The organism is Peptoniphilus sp. HMSC075B08, from assembly GCF_001815405.1.
In the GTDB taxonomy this organism is placed as follows: domain Bacteria; phylum Bacillota; class Clostridia; order Tissierellales; family Peptoniphilaceae; genus Peptoniphilus_A; species Peptoniphilus_A harei.
The window spans coordinates 107,841-125,955 of record NZ_KV820448.1; the positions used below are offsets into that span (position 1 = coordinate 107,841).

Below are 18,115 nucleotides of genomic sequence, written 5' to 3' on the forward strand. Positions count from 1 at the left end.
AAATGAACCTTCGAGTTGAGAGAGAGAAACTTGAGCACAAAATGTTATTTGAATATGCAACTTTTGCAGATTCTAGTTTAGGTAGGAATAAAGAAGAAAAATGTAATCTTAGGACTGATTTTCAAAGGGATAGAGACAGGATTATCCACTCAAAAAGTTTTAGAAGATTAAAACACAAGACCCAGGTCTTTATTTCTCCTGAAGGAGATCATTTTAGGACAAGACTCACTCACACACTTGAAGTCAGTCAAATTGGCAGAACTATAGCAAGAGCCCTTAGATTAAATGAAGATTTGGTTGAGGCAATAGCCTTGGGTCATGACTTAGGGCATACTCCTTTTGGTCATTCTGGAGAGGCTGTTTTGAATGAATTAAAATCCACTGGATTTATTCATGGTGAACAGTCCTTGAAAGTTGTGGACTTTTTAGAAAGGTCAGATACTAGGATTGGTTTAAATTTAACTGAAGAAGTTCGAGATGGAATTTTAAATCACTCAGGGAGTGGAAATGCCAAGACTCTTGAGGGAAAAATAATAAAATTTGCAGATAGGATTGCTTATATAAATCACGATATTGATGATGCCATTAGGGCTGGGATAATTTCCTCTGACTCATTACCTAAAGAGTTGACAAAAGTTTTAGGTAATTCTTCGTCACAAAGAATAAACACAATGATAAATGGATTAATAGATAAGTCTTATGGTAAACCAATTGTCGAGATGGAAGATGAAGTCTATGAGGCCACAATGGAACTAAGACAATATATGTTTAAAAATGTGTATATGGATCCAGTGGTTAAGTCTGAAGAAGTAAAAATCAAGAGACTTTTAACAGAACTTTATAAATTTTATATGGAAGACTTAAGTAGAATTCCTGAAAACCACTTAAATCTATATAATGATAGAAGTCATAGTGACGAAGATATAGTTTCGGATTATATTGCAGGTATGACAGATACCTATGCAAAGAAACAACTAAAAAATATTTTTATACCGAAGGGATGGAGCATTTAATTGTACGTAATAAATGATAATGTTCTTGACGAAATTAGAGATAGGGCAGATATTGTTGATTTAATTGGAGAGTATGTGGACCTTAAGAGGTCAGGATCCAATTATATGGGACTCTGCCCTTTTCATTCTGAAAAAACTCCTTCTTTTTCTGTTTCACCATCAAAGTCTATTTTCAAATGCTTTGGTTGTGGAGTAGGGGGAGATGTAATTACCTTTGTAATGAAAAGGGAGAATCTAAGCTTTCCTGAAGCCGTAGAATTTTTAGCAGACAAATACAATGTAAGGCTAGAAGTATATAAGGATGAAAACAAAGAAGCTCGTGAGAAGAGAAATAGGCTTTATGAAATTAATAGAGAAGCTGGTCTTCATTTTTTAAATAATTATCAGGCATCACAAAAAGCGCAATTATATTTAAAGAATAGGATGCTAAGTGATAAGACTATAAGGTCATATGGTATAGGTTATTCAAAAGATTCTTGGACAGATCTTTATGATCATTTGACAAAAATGGGTTACAAGGAAGACGAACTTTTAGAACTAAATCTAATTTCAAAAAGCAAAAACGGCAACTATATAGATAGATTTCGCGACAGGGTCATGTTTCCAATTATAAATAGAAATAACAGAATAATAGGTTTTGGAGCACGAGCCTTTGGAGACGCTAAACCAAAATACTTAAACTCTAGAGAAACTCCGATTTTTCACAAGGGAAGCAATGTATTCAATATGAATATCATCTCAAGAGAGTCCACTCGTGAAAGAATTATCCTAGTAGAAGGCTATATGGATGTTATTTCTTTATACAATAGTGGTATAAATTATAGTGTAGCAAGCCTTGGTACTTCACTAACTATAGACCAGGCTAATATTATTAAGAGAATGGCAAAAGATATATATATTTGTTATGACAGTGACAATGCAGGCATTAATGCAACTTCAAGAGCTATAGATATATTTTTACAAGCTTCAGTTAAACCAAAAATAATAGAACTTAAGGGAGGTCTTGATCCCGATGACTTTATTAAAAAGAATGGCTTAGAAGCTTTTGAAAAGAAAATTAAATCAGCTATATCTTATATTGAATTTAAAATAAAAAAGCTCAAGGAAAATTTTAATCTAGAAGATAGCGAAGGCCTTAGTAATTTTACTATTGAATCTGCTAAAATTTTATCTAGTATTAAAAATCCCATAGAGAGAGATATTTTTGTAAAGGACTTTTCGACAAAATATAATATTTCCTACACAGCAATAGAAAATTATATAAATTATTTAAATAGAAATAAGCTTAAGGAAGCGAAGAGGGAAAAAGTCAAAGTAAAGAAAAATATAAATGTTGTGAAATCTAATAAGACAAGAGCACAAGAGGAATTATTATCTTATTCTTTACTGGACAATGATATTTACAAATATATAAAAAATAAAATTGAGGTTTTTTATTTTGCAAATGCAATGACAAGGGCTGTTTTTGAAGAGATACCTAGGCTCTTTGAAGAAGAGATGGAAATCAGAGATTTTCTATCAATTTTAGAGTCCAATAAACTTGTAACTAAGGAATTTGTAGAAAATATTATGAGTCTTATTAGTGACATTCATGTTGATGACAAGATTGTTGATGAATTAATAAAGACCATAGAACGAAATTATATCCAAGATAGAAAACACAAAATCCTCGAAAATATCGAAAAGCTTCAAGGGGAAGAAAATAAAAATCTTCTACTCGAATCTTTAAAAGAATTACAAGAAATTAATTTAAAGCTTAACGAGTTGAAAGAGGAGGGCAATTATGAGTGAAAATATAAAAAATAAAGAATCAATTGAAGAGATTAAAAGTAAGCTTATAAAAGATGGCAAAAAAGATGGAAAGCTAACTTATGAAGAAATAGGTGATGCCTTCGAAAAATTTGAAATTGATTCTGACGATATAGATGATCTATACAAAGTCTTTGAAAAAGAAGGAATAAATCTAGTTGATAAAAAAGATTCAAAAGATGATGAAGACGAAGTAGATGTTACTAAAGAGGACTTATCAGTTCCAAAGGGAGTCACAGTTGATGACCCTGTTAGGATGTATCTAAAGGAAATTGGTAAAATTTCTCTATTAACTGCTGAAGAAGAAGTAGAGATTGCAAAGAGAATGGAAGCAGGAGACGAGTTTGCAAAAAAAGAACTTGCTGAAGCCAATCTAAGACTTGTTGTATCTATTGCAAAAAGATATGTGGGTAGGGGAATGAGCTTCCTGGACTTAATTCAAGAAGGTAATCTTGGACTTATGAAGGCGGTAGATAAGTTCGACTATACTAAGGGATTTAAGTTTTCTACTTATGCAACTTGGTGGATCAGACAAGCTATAACAAGGGCTATTGCAGACCAAGCAAGAACAATTAGAATTCCAGTTCATATGGTTGAGACCATTAATAAGCTCGTTAGAGTTCAAAGACAACTTGTTCAAGACTTAGGACGTGATCCACTTCCAGAAGAAATTGCACAAGAAATGAATTTAGATGTAGAAAGAGTTCGTGAAATTCAAAAAATTGCTCAAGAACCAGTGTCACTTGAAACTCCAATAGGTGAAGAAGAAGACTCACATCTAGGAGACTTTATACCTGATGATGAAATTCTTTCTCCACAAGATGCAGCTACCTTTACACTATTAAAGGAACAACTCAACACAGTTCTTGAAACCCTAACTGAAAGAGAAAAGAAAGTTCTAACTCTTAGATTTGGACTTGATGATGGAAGGGCTAGAACTCTAGAAGAAGTAGGAAAAGAATTTGATGTTACTCGTGAAAGAATTAGACAAATTGAGGCGAAGGCACTTAGAAAGCTTCGTCATCCATCTAGATCAAAGAAGTTAAAGGATTATTTAGAATGATAAAATTATCAAAGAGGCTTAATAAAATTGCAGAACTTGTAGATTTTGGGGCTTCGGTAATTGATGTGGGCACAGATCATGGATATGTGCCCAATTTTTTATGCGAAAATAAAATCTCGAGTGACATTATAGCAACAGACATTTCAAAAAATTCTCTTGAAAAATCTATAGAATTAACAAGAGAATTGGGAAATGAAAAATTTATTAGGAATATTTTGGCAAATGGTATTGTAGATGAAAACCGTGACAATATTATTATTGCAGGTCTTGGAGGAATTCAAATTGCAGAAATAATTGCTAACTCTATTGAAATAGCAAAGTCGTCAAAAAAATTAATCTTACAGCCAATGCAAAAGACAAATATCCTTCGTCGTGAGTTAAATAATATGGGATTTGAGATATTTGATGAAGAAATAATTTATGAAGATGAAAGATACTTTGAAATTATTCTTGCTAAATTTTCAAATAAAATTGATAAGGGTTTAAAAGAAGAAGACTTTTATTTTTCTAAAAAATTAATTGAGAAGAAAGATAAAACATATCTTTCATATCTTGAGGAAAAGAAAACTTATCTCAAGTCTATTATTTCTAGTTTTGACCCCAATAGCACAAGGTCCAAGAAAAGAAGTGAGGAGTTAAACAACTTGTTAAGCTTGGTTGAGGAGGCAATAGATGAAATATCAAATTAAAGAAATTAAAAATTTTATGGAAAGATGGGCAAAAGATGAATACCAACTTTCCTGGGATAACTCTGGGAGTCAAGTTGAATTTAAAGGGGATACAGGCTCTGTAGTCCTTGCTATGGATGTAACTGATAAAGTTATAGATATGGCCATAGAAATGGACGCAAAACTCATTATAAGTCACCATCCTATGTTTTTTTCTGGTTCAAAAAATATAATTGAAGGGACTTATCTAGGAGATAACATAATAAAATTAATAAAAAACAATATTTCAGTTTTTTCTTATCACACTTCGATGGATATAGCAGAAGATGGAGTTAATGATACTTTATTTGAAAAATTAAATTTAAAAAATAAGGAAGTATTAACTTATGAAGAAGAAAAGCCCATGGGACTTATAGGAGAGTTTGAAAGAGAACTATCCCTTGAAGACTTAGATAAATTTTTAAAAAATAAATTACAAGTTAATAAAATAAAATATTATGGGCAAGAAAAGAAGAAAATAAAAAAAGTTACCATACTTGGTGGAAGTGGATCAGATTTCATTAAAGAAGCTAAAGAGGCAGGAGCAGAGGCCTACATCACATCAGATATAAAGTATCACGATGGTCAAAGAGCCTATGAGGAAGACTTGATTCTAGTTGATGTTGGACACTTTTATTCTGAAAGAATTATTCTTCCTAAAATTAAAAACAGACTCCAAGAAAATTTTAAAGATTTAGACTTTTATATTCAAGAGGAATCAAGCTTTGAGCTTGATATTTGAGTGATTCAGTGGTAAAATTATCTGGTAAGTAAATTGGTCAACTGCACATATGTGAGGAAAGTCCGCGCTCCACAGAGCAAGGATGCTGGCTAACGGCCAGTGGGGGTGACCCCAAGGCTAGTGCAACAGAAATATACCGCCCATCTGGGTAAGGTTGGAAAGGCGAGGTAAGAGCTCACCAGGTCATTAGTGATAATGATGCTATGTAAACCCCATTCGGAGCAAAACCAAATAGGAATAACAGATGCTGCTCGCATCTGCCGGTAGGTAGGTTGCTAGAGATTATAGGCAACTATAATCCAAGATTGATAGTTGACAAAACAGAACGCGGCTTATAGATTTGCTTACTACATACACTTAAATATAAAACTATGCAAAAAGTTACAAAAAAGTTAAATTATTTTTAACAATTTTGTAACTTTTTGTTGTTTTTTTGTAATTGTTTTGCTATACTTAATGAGTAATGAAAAGAGTACGCATATAATTAATTTTAAAATACAAGGTATAGGAGTTGTTAGTATTGTTTTCCTTTAAAAATAAATTGCCACTAGGCCTATTTGCACTATGCGCAGTTTCCATAGTGGGCATGAAAGATACGGGAGTATTTATTAACGAACATGTACAAAAAGCATATAGTGGTAATGAAATCGACTTTTCTATAGGAGAAAAAGTTGAAGTCTTAGAAAGAAAGGGTAATGACTACTTTGTTCAAAAGGGCAAAGCTAAGGTTACAATCCCACAAGATAAAATTTTACTCACAGAAGTAAATGTTCCTACATATAAGGTTGTTAAGGCTAGTCCAATCTTAGATGATAATGGAAAAATTATTAGAAGTTTATTTGTTGATGAATATGCAATAGGTGTTTCTACTAATAATGACAAAGCTAAGATTAAATGCAACGATGGAACTGTTGGTAATGTTGATATTAAAGCACTTAAAAAGGTTGCTGACAAGAGAAACAATGTAACAAATGTTGAAGTTAAAAATAAAACTGTTGCAACAAGTGACAATGGCAAGAAATTAAACTTAAACAAAAAACAAGTTGTTAATGTTGTTGACTTTGCTGAAGGACTTTTTGTTATCGAAGACAAGGGTACAAACTACAATGTTCCAGCTAAAGATTTAGACATAGTTTCTGGAATCAAGATAGAAAAAGAAGAAGAAAATAATTCTGATTCAATAATTTCTAATGATGAAAAAGAAATTCAAGAAGCAATAAAAAATAAAAATGTTATAAAAGTTAAATTTGAAGCAAAAAAAGCACCAGGACCAAATGCCTCAATAGCTGGAAAAGTAATCTCTTCTGCAGAAGATAAACTTGGATCTACATATGTTTATGGAGATACTGGTAAAGCTGGATTTGACTGTTCAGGTCTTGTTTATTCAATTTACAATGATGAGCTTGGTATCTCAATCCCAAGATCTTCTAGAACTCAATCTACTTTTGGACAACAAGTTTCAAAATCTGACTTACAAGAAGGGGATTTAGTCTTCTTTAATACAACAGGTAACGGAGTTAGTCACGTTGGTATTTACGTTGGAGATGGCAAATTTATCCACGCTTCATCAGGACAAGGAAAGGTTATGACTTCTTCTTTAAGTGAAGAATACTACCAAGATAGATATGTAAATGCAACACGTGTATTATAATTAAATTTTAAATTGAGAGCCTCAGAGCTCTTTTTTTAGTAGAAAAAATAGTGTAAGAAAAGAAGTAATTCATATCTTACACTATTTTTCTTAGCAGGTTTTTAAGGACAAAAAAATAACTCCCAATAAATAGGAGTTATCTTGCAATTTTTTGATTTGTCATATCTAAAATTTTTGGATCAATAGTTTCAAGAGAGTGTTTTATTTTATTTATCATTTCTTCTTTATCTTCCACATAGCCTGTGACATTTATCATGTTAACCATATGTCCAGAGGAATATAGGGTCTTATTTGGTAAATCTAGATTTTCTAAAAGACAAATTTGTTCTTCTAGATTTTCTCTGTTTGTAGTTTCCACAAATTCTCCCTTTTCTCTCATATAATAAAGAGGGGAGGGTTCTATAACTGACGTGCTCATTACATATACGCCCTTTGGTGGATAGTAATTTAGAATTTTTGCAGTCTCAATTGCATTTTCTTTAGATTTACTTTTTCCACCAACACCTTGCATTATTATTGCGTGGTAGTCCATATTAGCAGACTTCATCTTATCTAGTCCACGATAATATCCGTCAATGTCTGTTCCTTTGTTTAAAAATTTTAGTATTTCAGGATTTCCTGTCTCTACACCAAACCACAATTCATTATAACCTGCTTCTTTCAATTTTTTCATATCTTCAACAGATTTATTTTCTAAATTATAAAAAGAGCAGTAGGCTGTAATAGTTTTTACTTCTGGTATATATCTTTTTATTAAGTCAGAAATTTCTAAAAGTCTTTCCGTCTTTAAAACAAAGGGATCACCATTTAGAAGATAAATCCTTTCCATAGGCCTATAGGCCCTTGATGGTGAGCTTGCAAGTTCAATAATGTCCTCTTCTATATCTTTTAGGGGAGATATACCAAAGGATGTGTTGTTATACATTGTACAAAAAACACAATCATTATGGGAACATCCATGAGTTACCTCTAAAAGAGGTGTGTAAGCCTCAAGGGGTGGTCTGTAAACTTCTCCAGTGTAGTGCATAATTCTCCTTTCATATTCTTATTAAATACTTACAAATAAAAAGAAGCTCGACAAAATCGAGCTCCTTAAAGACTTTAAACTATTATCTTAGAGATGGTCCTTGGTTGTAACCTTGTCCTTCGTTTCTATCGTCTCTGTTTTTAAGTTGAAATTCTTTTCTTGTCATAACGTCATCAACACGAACGTTAACTTCAACAACTTTTAAACCAGTCATTTGTCCAACTGATTGAGCAATATTTCTCTTAAGTTCTTCAAATACCTTTGGTGCTGAATGTCCGTATTCAAGGATTATTGATGCGTCAATTGCAGCTTCTTCTTCTCCAACATCAGCAGAAATACCTTTTGTTAGGTTGTATCCACCAAATTGTTCAGAGATACCTGAGAAGAAACCACCCTTCATATCAAGAACTCCTGGAACTTCGTGACATGCAATTGCAGCAATTTTTTCGATAACTGAATCTTCAAAAGTTAATTTAGATTCGTGTTTTTCTTCTTTTTCAGCTGCATCTTTTACATTATCTTGAGCTTCTCTGAAATCTTCTTGAAGGTTTTCTTTAAATTCTTCTCTTTTTTGAGCTTTTTCTCTTTTTTCTTGTTCTTTCTTGTTTACGCCTGCTAATTCGTTATATTTTGCTTCTGATGCCATTATAAATCTCTCCTTTTAAAAATAATACTTATTTAATACTTTCTAAACATTTTCTCTAACCAAAATAAAATTCTAGGATCACCATCTTTAAATTTACCATAGGAATTTCCTATGAAAAATAGAATCATAATCAAGAGTGTTCTGAAAAAACCTATTGTTAAAAATAATACTGCAATGATTAAGCCAAGTAGGGTATACTTGAATTCATTCCAATGAAGACTTGTATAATTTCTAAATTTTTCTTTTAATATAGAAATATCTCTGTCCTTTTTCTTTTCAACAAAAATAATTCTTTGATCATCTTGGTCTTTTCTAGAGTTCTCATAATTATTTTGATAATCCGGAAAATTTCCATAATTATTTCTCATATGAGCCCCCTAAACAACTCTTTTACCAGAATCTTCTTTGATATTGTAGAATTCTACATCTACCTTTGTTACTGAATAACCAGTAAGCTCTTCTAAGTTAGAAGACACATCTCTTTTGATTTGTTTGCCTAAGAGACTTAAATCAATGCCTTCTCTTACTCCGCAAGTTACTTTTGCGCTGATTTCATGTTTACTACCATTATTTACTCTTACATCAACATCTGACTTTTTCACTTCATTATAATTATCAACAGTTGTTAAAATGTTATTTTCGACTGCCTTAGAAGTGATAAGCATTTCGCCGTTTTCATCCTTGTCTACAACATAGGAGTTGAGGGAAGGAAGGACTATAACCCTAATTAAAGTAAATAGGGCAAATAATCCGGCTATTGCTGATACAGTAGTTAGGAAATAGAAAAACCATTCTTGTCTATAAAATTCTCCTAACTGTGCCGTTATTTTGCCATAATCGTATAATAAAAAATACGTGCAAAATAAGGATAAGAATAAGGCGATAGAAAAAATTGCATCAATCCATTTACGCCATCTCTTCAACCTAATTCCTCCTTTAAAAAGAAAATCATCAACTAGTGAAGCTCTTCTTAATTTATTTATAACCAAAGAAATTAAATTTAATCGTTTTTTTTAAAAATATTAGGGAAAAGGTATGAAGTTAAAAATTAACAATTTAAAAATTATGTAAATAAGCGATTTTATTGTTCACAAAAAATATAATAAATTGCATAAAACTAATAATATCCTCCATCTCAAGTTTAATTAAATTAACAAAAAACTATTAGTATCACTACAATTGAAGGGTAAAATAATATATAATATATAGAAGTTAAATTTCAGTTTTATATTTATAAGGAGGAGAAATGAAAAAAAATAATTTTTTTAATTCATTAGTTTTTAAGCTAATACTTGGAATAATTATTGGTATTCTTGTTGGCAGCTTTTCTAATGAGAGTGCAATTGTTGCAATTGATTCTATAAAAAGAATTATAGGCGACTTAATAGGCTACATAGTTCCCTTAATTATTTTAGGATTTATAACACCTGCCATTGTTTCATTAAAAGAAAGTGCAGGTAAAATTTTAAGCGTGACACTTATTATTTGTTACGCATCAACAGTTGGAGCTGCTACAATGTCATTCTTGGCAGGAAAAGCAATTATACCTAAGCTTAACATAGCTTCAAATGTTGGGGGAGGTAATGTAGTACCGGAGTCCATATTTAAAATATCAATTGATCCGATTATGCCTGTTATGACAGCTCTAGTTACGTCAATCTTATTTGGTATAGCAGTTATAGTGACTAATTCTGAAACTTGGGAGAAAATGCTTATTGAATTAAATAAGATTGTCTTATCTATTGTAAATAATGTGGTAATAAAAATTCTTCCACTATATATTGCTACTACTTTTGCAGTATTATCCTATGAGGGTGTAATTATTTCAGAATTACCAATCTTTTTAAAGATTATCTTAATTGTAATAGTTGGACACTTTATTTGGATGACAGTTATGTACTCTCTTGCAGGACTAATTTCAAAAACAAACCCTAAAGAAGTTTTTAAACACTATGTGCCAGCTTACTTAACAGCAGTAGGAACAATGTCCTCTGCAGCAACACTTCCAGTTGCTATTGAATGTGCGAGAAAATCCACAACTCTTGATCCTAAGATTAGGGACTTTGGAATTCCATTATGTTCTAACACCCACCTTTGTGGATCAGTTTTGACAGAAGTATTTTTCGTAATGACAGTTTCTCAAATTTTAACAGGTCAGCTTCCTGAGACAGCAAATATGATTGTATTTATTCTTTTACTTGGAATATTTGCCATAGCAGCACCAGGAGTGCCAGGTGGAACAGTAGTTGCATCTCTAGGGCTAATTACATCAGTCTTAGGATTTAACGATACAGGAACAGCTCTTATGCTTTCAATATTTGCCTTACAAGATAGCTTCGGTACAGCTTGTAACGTTACAACAGATGGAGCAGTAGTATTAATGGTGACAGGTATTTTCGATAAGGTGCCTGGAAGGAATAGAGAAAAAGTTAAAAATTAATAATATTAGAAAAACCAGGCTTAAGCTAAGCCTGGTTTTTCTATTGATAAAATGATTGATTATTAAATTTTATTTTACAAAAGTTTTTATAAATGTAAGTACTATTGGTTGATAAATTATATCCACAAGGAAGGCTCCTACAATAGGAACAATCATCATGGCCCTTCTACTTAAGCCGTACTCGTCATTTATAGCTGTCATATTTACAATAGCTGATGGAGTTGCACCTAGTCCGTGACCACAAAGTCCAGCACACATAACTGCTGCATCATAAGATTTACCAAGTATCCTAAATACAATAAAGTAATTATAAATAAGCATAAAGATAATTTGGCAAATAAGGACTATTAGAACTCCGCCCATTAGGTCTTGTAGTTCCCAAAGTTTTAGGGTCATCAGGGCAAGAGCGAGGTAGAGGTTAAGCATGACATCTCCAATACCATCAACTAAGTTGCCATCAAATTTGTAGATATTAATTTTTTCGTTTAAATTTCTTAAGATAACTGCTATAAACATGGCACCAACATAATCTGGAAAATCCATATTTATTAAGGATCCAATAAACTTTGATACTAAAGTACCAAGAGCCATGGAAATAATAATTGCAGCAACATTCTTTATAATATCTAAGTTTGATAAGTCAGTTTTTTCTTCAGTAAATAAGGCATCTAATTTTGATGAATCAAAATCATCATTACTAGGTGTAAGTCCGTTTTTAACAATTAACCTTCTTCCCAGGGGACCACCAATTAAAACTCCGGAAATAAGCCCAAAAGTAGCTGCAGCTGCGCCAACAACAGGTGCCTGCTCGTAGCCCATTTTAGCAAAAGTTGATCCATAACTCATAGCAGCTCCATGTCCACCAATCATTGAGATAGATGATGCAAGTATCCCATAAGCTGGCTCAATATTTACTAGTTTAGAAACACCAACACCAATAGTGTTTTGTCCAAGTGAAAGAATTCCACAAACTAACCAATACACAATTAATAAAACTCCACCAGATTTTAATATTTTTAAATTAGCACCAAGCCCAACAGTTGTAAAAAATACAAGCATGAAGGTTGACTGAAAAATATTTTCATAAGTAAAATTAAAAGTATTAGTTTTATAGCCAAAAAAGCTAATAAACATAAATAAAAATCCACCTATAACTGGGGCAGGTATACAATATTTTCTTAGAAACTTTAACTTATTCCTTATTCCATAACCCACTAACAAAACTATTACCGCAAGGGCAAGAGTTAATATAGAGTCTAAATTAATTGATAAAACTCCATTTTCTCTAATAAATTCCATTTTTTCCTCCCTTATAATTATATTTCCCTATTAAAAGCCTAACATTAATCTTTATTCCAAACAATAAGTTAGAAAAATCATGACGTATAGAAAGAAATAGTAAGATATTTTTAATAATCGAAAGAAAATTAATTTTAATTGGTAAAGTGAATGATTTTATAAATAAAATTGTAAAAATTTTCATATTTGTAAAATATAAATACAACAAGATGTTAACTATTTTTTTATATATCAAAGTGAATCAATAGATATAGATCACTTAGTTGTGTAAATAAGTTTATATGTTAATTTTAAAGTTTTATTTGAAGTCATATATCTCAAAATCATTTTTAAGTAATTTACATCTAATAAGGAAATCTCTTAAGGAAATCTCTGTTTGTTTATATGTGTATTCATTTTTCCATACTTTTATTACTTGCACTGTAAACTTTCATTGTTTTTCATTTGTTACTCTTTCACAAATGTGCAGATATATCTGTAATAAATTTTTAGAGTTTTATTATCTAAGAGTATAAATATAAAATATTAATACGAAAAGAACCAGGCTTAAATTAAACCTGATTCTTTGAAAGATAAAATGTATATTCTGAAAATTTATTTAACGAATGTCTTAATAAATGTAAGTACAACTGGTTGATAAATTATATCTACCAAGAAAGCACCAACAATAGGAACAATCATCATTGCCCTTCTACTTAGTCCATACTCGTCATTTATTGCTGTCATATTTACAATTGCTGATGGAGTTGCACCTAATCCGTGACCACAAAGTCCAGCACACATAACTGCTGCATCATAAGATTTACCAAGAACTCTAAATACTATAAAGTAAGCGTAAATTAACATGAAGATAACTTGGCAGATTAGAACAATTAGCACACCACCCATTAAATCTTGAAGCTCCCAAAGCTTTAGAGTCATAAGTGCAAGAGCAAGGTAGAGGTTAAGCATAACGTCACCAATTCCATCAACTAAATTACCATTAAATTTATAGAACTTAGTTTTTTCATTTATATTTCTTAAAATTACTGCAACAAACATGGCGCCTACATAATCTGGGAAATCCATATCTATAAGTGATCCAATGAACTTCGATACTAAAGTACCAAGAGCCATGGAGATAATAATTGCAGCAACATTCTTTATAATATCTAAGTTTGTTAACTCAGTTTTTTCCTCACTAAATAAGGCATCTAATTTTGATGAATCAAAATCATCATTACTTGGAGTAAGTCCGTTTTTAACAATCAGTCTTCTTCCAAGAGGACCACCAATTAAAACTCCAAAGATTAGCCCAAAAGTAGCTGCAGCTGCACCAACAACAGGTGCTTGTTCATAACCCATTTTAGCAAAAGTTGATCCGTAACTCATAGCAGCTCCATGTCCGCCAATCATCGATATAGATGATGCAAGCATACCATAAGCTGGCTCAAGATTTACGAGCTTAGAAACACCTACACCTATTGTATTTTGGACTAAAGATAAAATTCCACATAATAACCAATACACAATTAATAGAACTCCACCAGATTTTAATATTTTTAAATTAGCACCGAGTCCTACAGTGGTAAAAAATGCAAGCATGAAAGTTGATTGAAAAATATTTTCATAAGTAAAATTAAAGCTGTTTGTTTTATAACCTATAAAAGTTATAAACATAAATAAAAATCCACCAACAACAGGAGCAGGTATACAATATTTTCTTAAAAATGCTGATCTGTTTTTAAGACCATATCCTACTAGTAATACAATTACAGCAAGTGCAAGAGTTAATATTGAGTCTAAATTTATTGTTAAAACTCCATTTTCTCTAATAAATTCCATAAAATCCTCCTTTATTAACATTTTATCTCATTAATATTTTATCACGATTACAATTTTGTCACAATCAATTTGTGTAATTTAATAAATTATAATAATAAAAATAAAAATTACCTTCTAAGTTATATTAAAATAAGATTAAATGATAAGTGATATCAAAAAATAAATGGAGGAGATAAAATGAAAAAAGTAAATGTTATATATTGGTCCGGCACAGGTAACACAGAAAGAATGGCTGAAGCTATAGTTAGAGGAGCTGAAGCCGAAGGTGCTGAAGTAAAATTAATTCAAGTTGGATCAGCAAGTGAAGATGATGTTAAAGATGTAGAAAGAATTGCCTTTGGATGTCCTGCCATGGGAGCTGAAGAGTTAGAAGAGATGGAAATGAGACCTTTTATGGATAAGGTAAATCCACTTCTTGCAGGGAAAAATGTAGTTTTATTTGGTTCTTACGAATGGGCAGATGGTGAATGGATGAGATTATGGCAAGAAGAGGTCGAAGACACTGGAGCGAAACTTCTTGCTGATGGATTTGCAGCCTATGATGATCCAGATCAAGATGCCTTAGAAGAATGTGAAGCCTTGGGAAGAGATCTTGCGAGGTCCTAATGTATGATAGAGTTTTAATAGATTTTTTAAATCATATTAATAATTTTAAAGATTATGATTATATTCTTGCCCTAATAAAATCTACCGTAGCACCAACTTTTAATGATCTTAAACTGGGAACAATGATGAACCTTAGGAATGCCAAGAGACCATTAAAAGATTATTGGATGCAAAATAAATTTATATTAAGGGATGCCTTAGGCCTGGATTTTTATGAATTGAAGGAAGGGGAAGATTTTGTTTTAGTTTATTTTTTTAAAAATAATAGACTTGAAAAGAAACTTTCGCAAATAAAGATTAAAGATTTTTTAAATTCATATGGATACATATCTTGTGTCTCTACAGGTGACTATCTAAATTTACTGAGCCAAAGGTTTAGAGAAACATGTCCTGATGAAATTGGAATATTTTTGGGTTATCCATTAAAAGACGTTATGGACTTTAAAGATAGGGATAAAAAAGCTTGTAAGTGTACAGGATATTGGAAGTGTTTTAATAACGAAAAGTCATCTCTTGAAGCCTTTAAAAGATTTGATGAGGTAAAGCTTCTTGAGATGAAAAATATTTTGAAAGCTTATAATTATTAATAAAAATTTAACTATAATTATCAAGAGGACCAAGCAAATTAAAGTTTGGTCCCTTATTTTATAAAAAATTAATAGCAAACAATCTTTATTTTATGTATCCTAGAAATTTTTTAAAATTTATTATAAAATTAAGGAGATTTATTAAGCGAATTTGCATTAAAATTTTTAATTAATGAGGTATATTATGAAAGAATTAGTTTTTAAATTTTTAGGGAAAAAAGATATTGACGATATTTATAAATTGACAAGTGAAGTTTATGAAGGTATTGAAAACAAGGAAATCTTCTCTCATGATTCCAAGGAAGATTTAGAGGCCTTAATAGATGGGGGAGGATCCTTCGTTGGAGTTTTTGATGGTGATAAGCTTGTGGCTTATAGGAGTATCAAGGTGCCAAGTGAGGAAGATAATCTTGCTCATGATGTTGACTTTTATATAAATCCAGAGTCAGTAATAGTTAATGACACAGTTGTTGTCCTAAAAGATTATAGGGGAAGAAATCTTCAAAATTTAACTAGAGAAAAACTTGAAGAAAGATATAAGGACTCAAAATTTACAAATAAGATGTCTACAATTTCTCCAAAGAATTACAGGTCTTACAAGAATACTTTAGATTCTGGTTATATGCTTGTATCTTTAAAGAAAAAATATCCTGATGAGTTTTCAGAAGAAGGCTATGACAGATTTATTTTATTGAAATCTGATGATTTAGAAATAAACATGACTGGAAAGGAAAGGACAATTCACTCAAGTGAGACTGATAAACTTAGAAAAGCCTTTGAAGAAAATTATTTTGGCCTTTCTGTTGATGAAGAAGGTTATATTCAATTTAAGGAAGTAGAAATTTTATAAATATTAGAAGTTAAGCCAGATTAAAATCTGGTTTTTTTCTTATAAAAATTTGCAAAATAAAAAACCGAGCTAAACTCGGTTTTTTTTTAAAAAAGTGTTACAAATATAAAATTAATAATGAACCAAACCATTTTGAATAATAATTCAAGTAAAGTGAAGGCTATTGCATACCATCCAATGAAATTTATCTTGGATCTGGCAATGAAGTTCTCTTTATAAAGATTTAGTACTATTAAAAGTGAAAGTCCAATTAATATTAAAGTTGCAAGAGGCATAGGAGTCAAGGCTTGCAAGATATTATATTTAAAGAATCCACCAAAAGGTGAAATAATAAATCCAACAAACAATACAACTTTACAAATTATCCAGTTAATTAGAGCAAATTTTTTAACTTCTGGATAAGATGTGTCAATGTCATCCCGTTCTGTTGCAATACTTAAAGGAAGATAAAATTCCAAGTAGTCAAAGGCTATTTTAAGAACAAGAAATAGGAGCAAGACAAATCTAAAAGATCCACTTCCAAGAATTAGCATTATTGCATTTAATAATACTCCTGTACCAATAACTATCTTACTTTCTTTTGAACCAAAGGAGCCTATATAATCAGATAATTTATTAGTTACCTTATCTAAAGAGAGTAAAACTTTGTCAATTCCCTTATTAGAAGTTTTTGAAATTTTTGATTCAACCTTGTTAACCTTATTTGATAAATTATTTTCTAAGGATTTTTCGAAATCAGAAGAAACTTTTTCAACATCTTTAACAGGTTTTTCACCCTTGTCCTTAAAAGTAAAGAGTTCTTTGAAATTTACTTTCTTTTTATCTTCAACTTTTACCTTAGAAACTTTATTTTCAGTCTTATCTTTTTTTATATTTTCTTCCTGCTTTGTGCCTGAAGTAGTTTTTGTATTTTCTTTATTAGACTTAGCTTTTTTATTATTAGATTCTTCAAGAGCATTTTCAATGTCAATCTTAGGTGTGCTAAGTGTATTTTCAAAAGATTTATCAGTATCTTGAACAGATTGACTTATCTCTAAGTTTCTAGTATCTTCTTTTTTCTTGGTATCATCTTTTAAGTCACCAAAAATAGAATATTCATCATCGTCTTCTGTGATAAAATTATTCCACTTTTCTTTTAGAGAAAACTTTTTGGAAGATTTTTCTTTAATATCTTTATCAGACTTATCTAAAGAAAAATTAGATTCGCTAGACTTAGAGGAAGAAGTCTTATGTGAAGATTTATTTTTTTCTTCATCGAAGTTTGATTTTTTTAATTCTTCTTGAACCCTACGAATTAATTCTTTCTGACTCATTTTATTAGCTGAGTCAGAATCCTTGAAGTCTTTCAAGATATTTTCATCAAAGTTTTCTTTATCAAGATTTTTTGACTTAGCTGGTTTTTCTATTTCTATATTTTCAAGGGTATTAATTAAATTTTTATCTGAAGATTTTTTAGATTTATCAGTAGATTTCTTTTCCTTTTTAGGTGTTTTAGTTTTAATATTATTATTTTCATAATCTTTTATATTTTTAGAAATCTTCCTATCAACTTCAGCAATAATATTTTTTAGTTCATCAGTAGTGTCAATTGCATCTAAAGATCTAGGGTCAAAAACTCTTGTATTTTGACTAACTTTTTCCACTCTATTTGTGTCTTCAAAGCTTTTTTTAACATCATTGTCGCTTGTAATATTTATTTTGACGTTTTTTAATTTATGACCACATGAATTACAAAAGTTGTCATCTTTAGAAACTGGATTTCCGCATTTTGGACAAAACAATGTAACACCTTCTTTCATTAAATTCTATAAATGTAATTATAACACATTTTTTTACCTAGATTAATTTTTT

At 30.8% G+C, this 18,115-nt stretch carries 17 protein-coding genes and 1 other RNA gene; 11 read left to right on the forward strand and 7 right to left on the reverse strand.

Going from position 1 to position 18,115, the window contains the following annotated elements; translation table 11 throughout:
* Positions 1 to 2 precede the first annotated feature (2 nt).
* The 7 genes from HMPREF3023_RS04150 (at position 3) to HMPREF3023_RS04180 (ending at position 6,985) form a co-directional block, all read left to right on the forward strand.
* The gene (locus tag HMPREF3023_RS04150; protein ID WP_070701027.1) at positions 3 to 1,013 is read left to right on the forward strand and encodes a deoxyguanosinetriphosphate triphosphohydrolase; all 1,011 of its coding nucleotides are present in this window, start codon (positions 3 to 5) and stop codon (positions 1,011 to 1,013) included.
* Positions 1,014 to 2,804, forward strand: a complete 1,791-nt coding sequence (gene dnaG / locus HMPREF3023_RS04155; RefSeq protein WP_070701029.1) for a DNA primase — start codon at positions 1,014 to 1,016, stop codon at positions 2,802 to 2,804.
* A complete protein-coding gene (gene rpoD, locus HMPREF3023_RS04160) occupies positions 2,797 to 3,885 on the forward strand; it encodes an RNA polymerase sigma factor RpoD (RefSeq protein WP_070701031.1) in 1,089 nt (362 codons plus the stop codon). Before dnaG ends, rpoD begins: the two co-directional genes overlap by 8 nt.
* Positions 3,882 to 4,574 carry a tRNA (adenine(22)-N(1))-methyltransferase gene (locus HMPREF3023_RS04165; protein ID WP_070701033.1) on the forward strand — a complete coding sequence of 231 codons (693 nt, stop codon included), beginning with the start codon at positions 3,882 to 3,884 and terminating at the stop codon, positions 4,572 to 4,574. Before rpoD ends, HMPREF3023_RS04165 begins: the two co-directional genes overlap by 4 nt.
* A complete protein-coding gene (locus HMPREF3023_RS04170) occupies positions 4,558 to 5,334 on the forward strand; it encodes a Nif3-like dinuclear metal center hexameric protein (protein ID WP_070701035.1) in 777 nt (258 codons plus the stop codon). The genes HMPREF3023_RS04165 and HMPREF3023_RS04170 overlap by 17 nt, the downstream gene beginning before the upstream one ends.
* A gap of 25 nt (positions 5,335 to 5,359) precedes the next feature.
* Positions 5,360 to 5,685: RNase P RNA component class A (gene rnpB / locus HMPREF3023_RS04175), an RNA gene on the forward strand.
* Between the two features lie 169 nt (positions 5,686 to 5,854).
* Entirely contained in the window at positions 5,855 to 6,985 is a 1,131-nt protein-coding gene (locus HMPREF3023_RS04180; RefSeq protein ID WP_070701037.1) for a C40 family peptidase, read from the forward strand.
* Positions 6,986 to 7,121: 136 nt separating this feature from the next.
* Here HMPREF3023_RS04180 and HMPREF3023_RS04185 read toward each other — a convergent pair whose 3' ends face one another.
* The 4 genes from HMPREF3023_RS04185 to amaP all read right to left on the reverse strand — a co-directional run bounded on the left by HMPREF3023_RS04185 (position 7,122) and on the right by amaP (position 9,581).
* A complete protein-coding gene (locus HMPREF3023_RS04185) occupies positions 7,122 to 8,012 on the reverse strand; it encodes a radical SAM protein (protein WP_070701039.1) in 891 nt (296 codons plus the stop codon).
* An 82-nt stretch (positions 8,013 to 8,094) separates the two neighbouring features.
* On the reverse strand, positions 8,095 to 8,658 hold the full coding sequence (locus HMPREF3023_RS04190; RefSeq protein WP_070701041.1) for an Asp23/Gls24 family envelope stress response protein: 564 nt from the start codon (positions 8,656 to 8,658) through the stop codon (positions 8,095 to 8,097).
* A 32-nt stretch (positions 8,659 to 8,690) separates the two neighbouring features.
* The gene (locus HMPREF3023_RS04195) at positions 8,691 to 9,026 is read right to left on the reverse strand and encodes a DUF2273 domain-containing protein (protein WP_083315510.1); all 336 of its coding nucleotides are present in this window, start codon (positions 9,024 to 9,026) and stop codon (positions 8,691 to 8,693) included.
* A gap of 9 nt (positions 9,027 to 9,035) precedes the next feature.
* Complete coding sequence (gene amaP, locus HMPREF3023_RS04200; protein WP_070701043.1) at positions 9,036 to 9,581, reverse strand: alkaline shock response membrane anchor protein AmaP; 546 nt, start codon at positions 9,579 to 9,581, stop codon at positions 9,036 to 9,038.
* A 323-nt stretch (positions 9,582 to 9,904) separates the two neighbouring features.
* Here amaP and HMPREF3023_RS04205 point away from each other — a divergent pair, with 323 nt between their 5' ends.
* Entirely contained in the window at positions 9,905 to 11,098 is a 1,194-nt protein-coding gene (locus HMPREF3023_RS04205) for a dicarboxylate/amino acid:cation symporter (protein ID WP_070701045.1), read from the forward strand.
* Between the two features lie 69 nt (positions 11,099 to 11,167).
* On the opposite strand, the gene gltS (HMPREF3023_RS04210) is transcribed toward HMPREF3023_RS04205, so the two are convergent.
* Positions 11,168 to 12,397 carry a sodium/glutamate symporter gene (gene gltS / locus HMPREF3023_RS04210; RefSeq protein ID WP_070701046.1) on the reverse strand — a complete coding sequence of 410 codons (1,230 nt, stop codon included), beginning with the start codon at positions 12,395 to 12,397 and terminating at the stop codon, positions 11,168 to 11,170.
* A 594-nt stretch (positions 12,398 to 12,991) separates the two neighbouring features.
* Positions 12,992 to 14,221 (reverse strand): sodium/glutamate symporter, encoded by a 1,230-nt coding sequence (gene gltS / locus HMPREF3023_RS04215; RefSeq protein WP_070701048.1) that lies wholly within the window; start codon positions 14,219 to 14,221, stop codon positions 12,992 to 12,994.
* 177 nt (positions 14,222 to 14,398) lie between these two features.
* Between gltS (HMPREF3023_RS04215) and HMPREF3023_RS04220 the strand changes: the two genes are divergently transcribed.
* From HMPREF3023_RS04220 to HMPREF3023_RS04230, 3 genes are all read left to right on the forward strand, one after another.
* Positions 14,399 to 14,827 carry a flavodoxin gene (locus HMPREF3023_RS04220; RefSeq protein ID WP_070701050.1) on the forward strand — a complete coding sequence of 143 codons (429 nt, stop codon included), beginning with the start codon at positions 14,399 to 14,401 and terminating at the stop codon, positions 14,825 to 14,827.
* Positions 14,827 to 15,414 carry a DUF3793 family protein gene (locus HMPREF3023_RS04225; RefSeq protein ID WP_070701052.1) on the forward strand — a complete coding sequence of 196 codons (588 nt, stop codon included), beginning with the start codon at positions 14,827 to 14,829 and terminating at the stop codon, positions 15,412 to 15,414. Before HMPREF3023_RS04220 ends, HMPREF3023_RS04225 begins: the two co-directional genes overlap by 1 nt.
* A 184-nt stretch (positions 15,415 to 15,598) precedes the next feature.
* The gene (locus HMPREF3023_RS04230) at positions 15,599 to 16,264 is read left to right on the forward strand and encodes a hypothetical protein (RefSeq protein ID WP_070701053.1); all 666 of its coding nucleotides are present in this window, start codon (positions 15,599 to 15,601) and stop codon (positions 16,262 to 16,264) included.
* Between the two features lie 86 nt (positions 16,265 to 16,350).
* Here the strand turns inward: HMPREF3023_RS04230 and HMPREF3023_RS04235 are convergent, their stop codons facing one another.
* Positions 16,351 to 18,063 (reverse strand): zinc ribbon domain-containing protein, encoded by a 1,713-nt coding sequence (locus HMPREF3023_RS04235; protein ID WP_246829182.1) that lies wholly within the window; start codon positions 18,061 to 18,063, stop codon positions 16,351 to 16,353.
* Between the last annotated feature and the right edge of the window lie 52 nt (positions 18,064 to 18,115).

What these genes read in the sequence shown, in the direction of transcription:
- HMPREF3023_RS04150 (WP_070701027.1), top strand. Translation starts at nt 3, where the DNA reads ATGAACCTTCGAGTTGAGAGAGAGAAACTTGAGCACAAAATGTTATTT.
- rpoD (WP_070701031.1), top strand. Translation starts at nt 2,797, where the DNA reads ATGAGTGAAAATATAAAAAATAAAGAATCAATTGAAGAGATTAAAAGT.
- HMPREF3023_RS04165 (WP_070701033.1), top strand. Translation starts at nt 3,882, where the DNA reads ATGATAAAATTATCAAAGAGGCTTAATAAAATTGCAGAACTTGTAGAT.
- HMPREF3023_RS04170 (WP_070701035.1), top strand. Translation starts at nt 4,558, where the DNA reads ATGAAATATCAAATTAAAGAAATTAAAAATTTTATGGAAAGATGGGCA.
- HMPREF3023_RS04185 (WP_070701039.1), bottom strand. Translation starts at nt 8,012, where the DNA reads ATGCACTACACTGGAGAAGTTTACAGACCACCCCTTGAGGCTTACACA.
- HMPREF3023_RS04190 (WP_070701041.1), bottom strand. Translation starts at nt 8,658, where the DNA reads ATGGCATCAGAAGCAAAATATAACGAATTAGCAGGCGTAAACAAGAAA.
- HMPREF3023_RS04195 (WP_083315510.1), bottom strand. Translation starts at nt 9,026, where the DNA reads ATGAGAAATAATTATGGAAATTTTCCGGATTATCAAAATAATTATGAG.
- HMPREF3023_RS04205 (WP_070701045.1), top strand. Translation starts at nt 9,905, where the DNA reads ATGAAAAAAAATAATTTTTTTAATTCATTAGTTTTTAAGCTAATACTT.
- gltS (WP_070701046.1), bottom strand. Translation starts at nt 12,397, where the DNA reads ATGGAATTTATTAGAGAAAATGGAGTTTTATCAATTAATTTAGACTCT.
- gltS (WP_070701048.1), bottom strand. Translation starts at nt 14,221, where the DNA reads ATGGAATTTATTAGAGAAAATGGAGTTTTAACAATAAATTTAGACTCA.
- HMPREF3023_RS04220 (WP_070701050.1), top strand. Translation starts at nt 14,399, where the DNA reads ATGAAAAAAGTAAATGTTATATATTGGTCCGGCACAGGTAACACAGAA.
- HMPREF3023_RS04225 (WP_070701052.1), top strand. Translation starts at nt 14,827, where the DNA reads ATGTATGATAGAGTTTTAATAGATTTTTTAAATCATATTAATAATTTT.
- HMPREF3023_RS04230 (WP_070701053.1), top strand. Translation starts at nt 15,599, where the DNA reads ATGAAAGAATTAGTTTTTAAATTTTTAGGGAAAAAAGATATTGACGAT.
- HMPREF3023_RS04235 (WP_246829182.1), bottom strand. Translation starts at nt 18,063, where the DNA reads ATGAAAGAAGGTGTTACATTGTTTTGTCCAAAATGCGGAAATCCAGTT.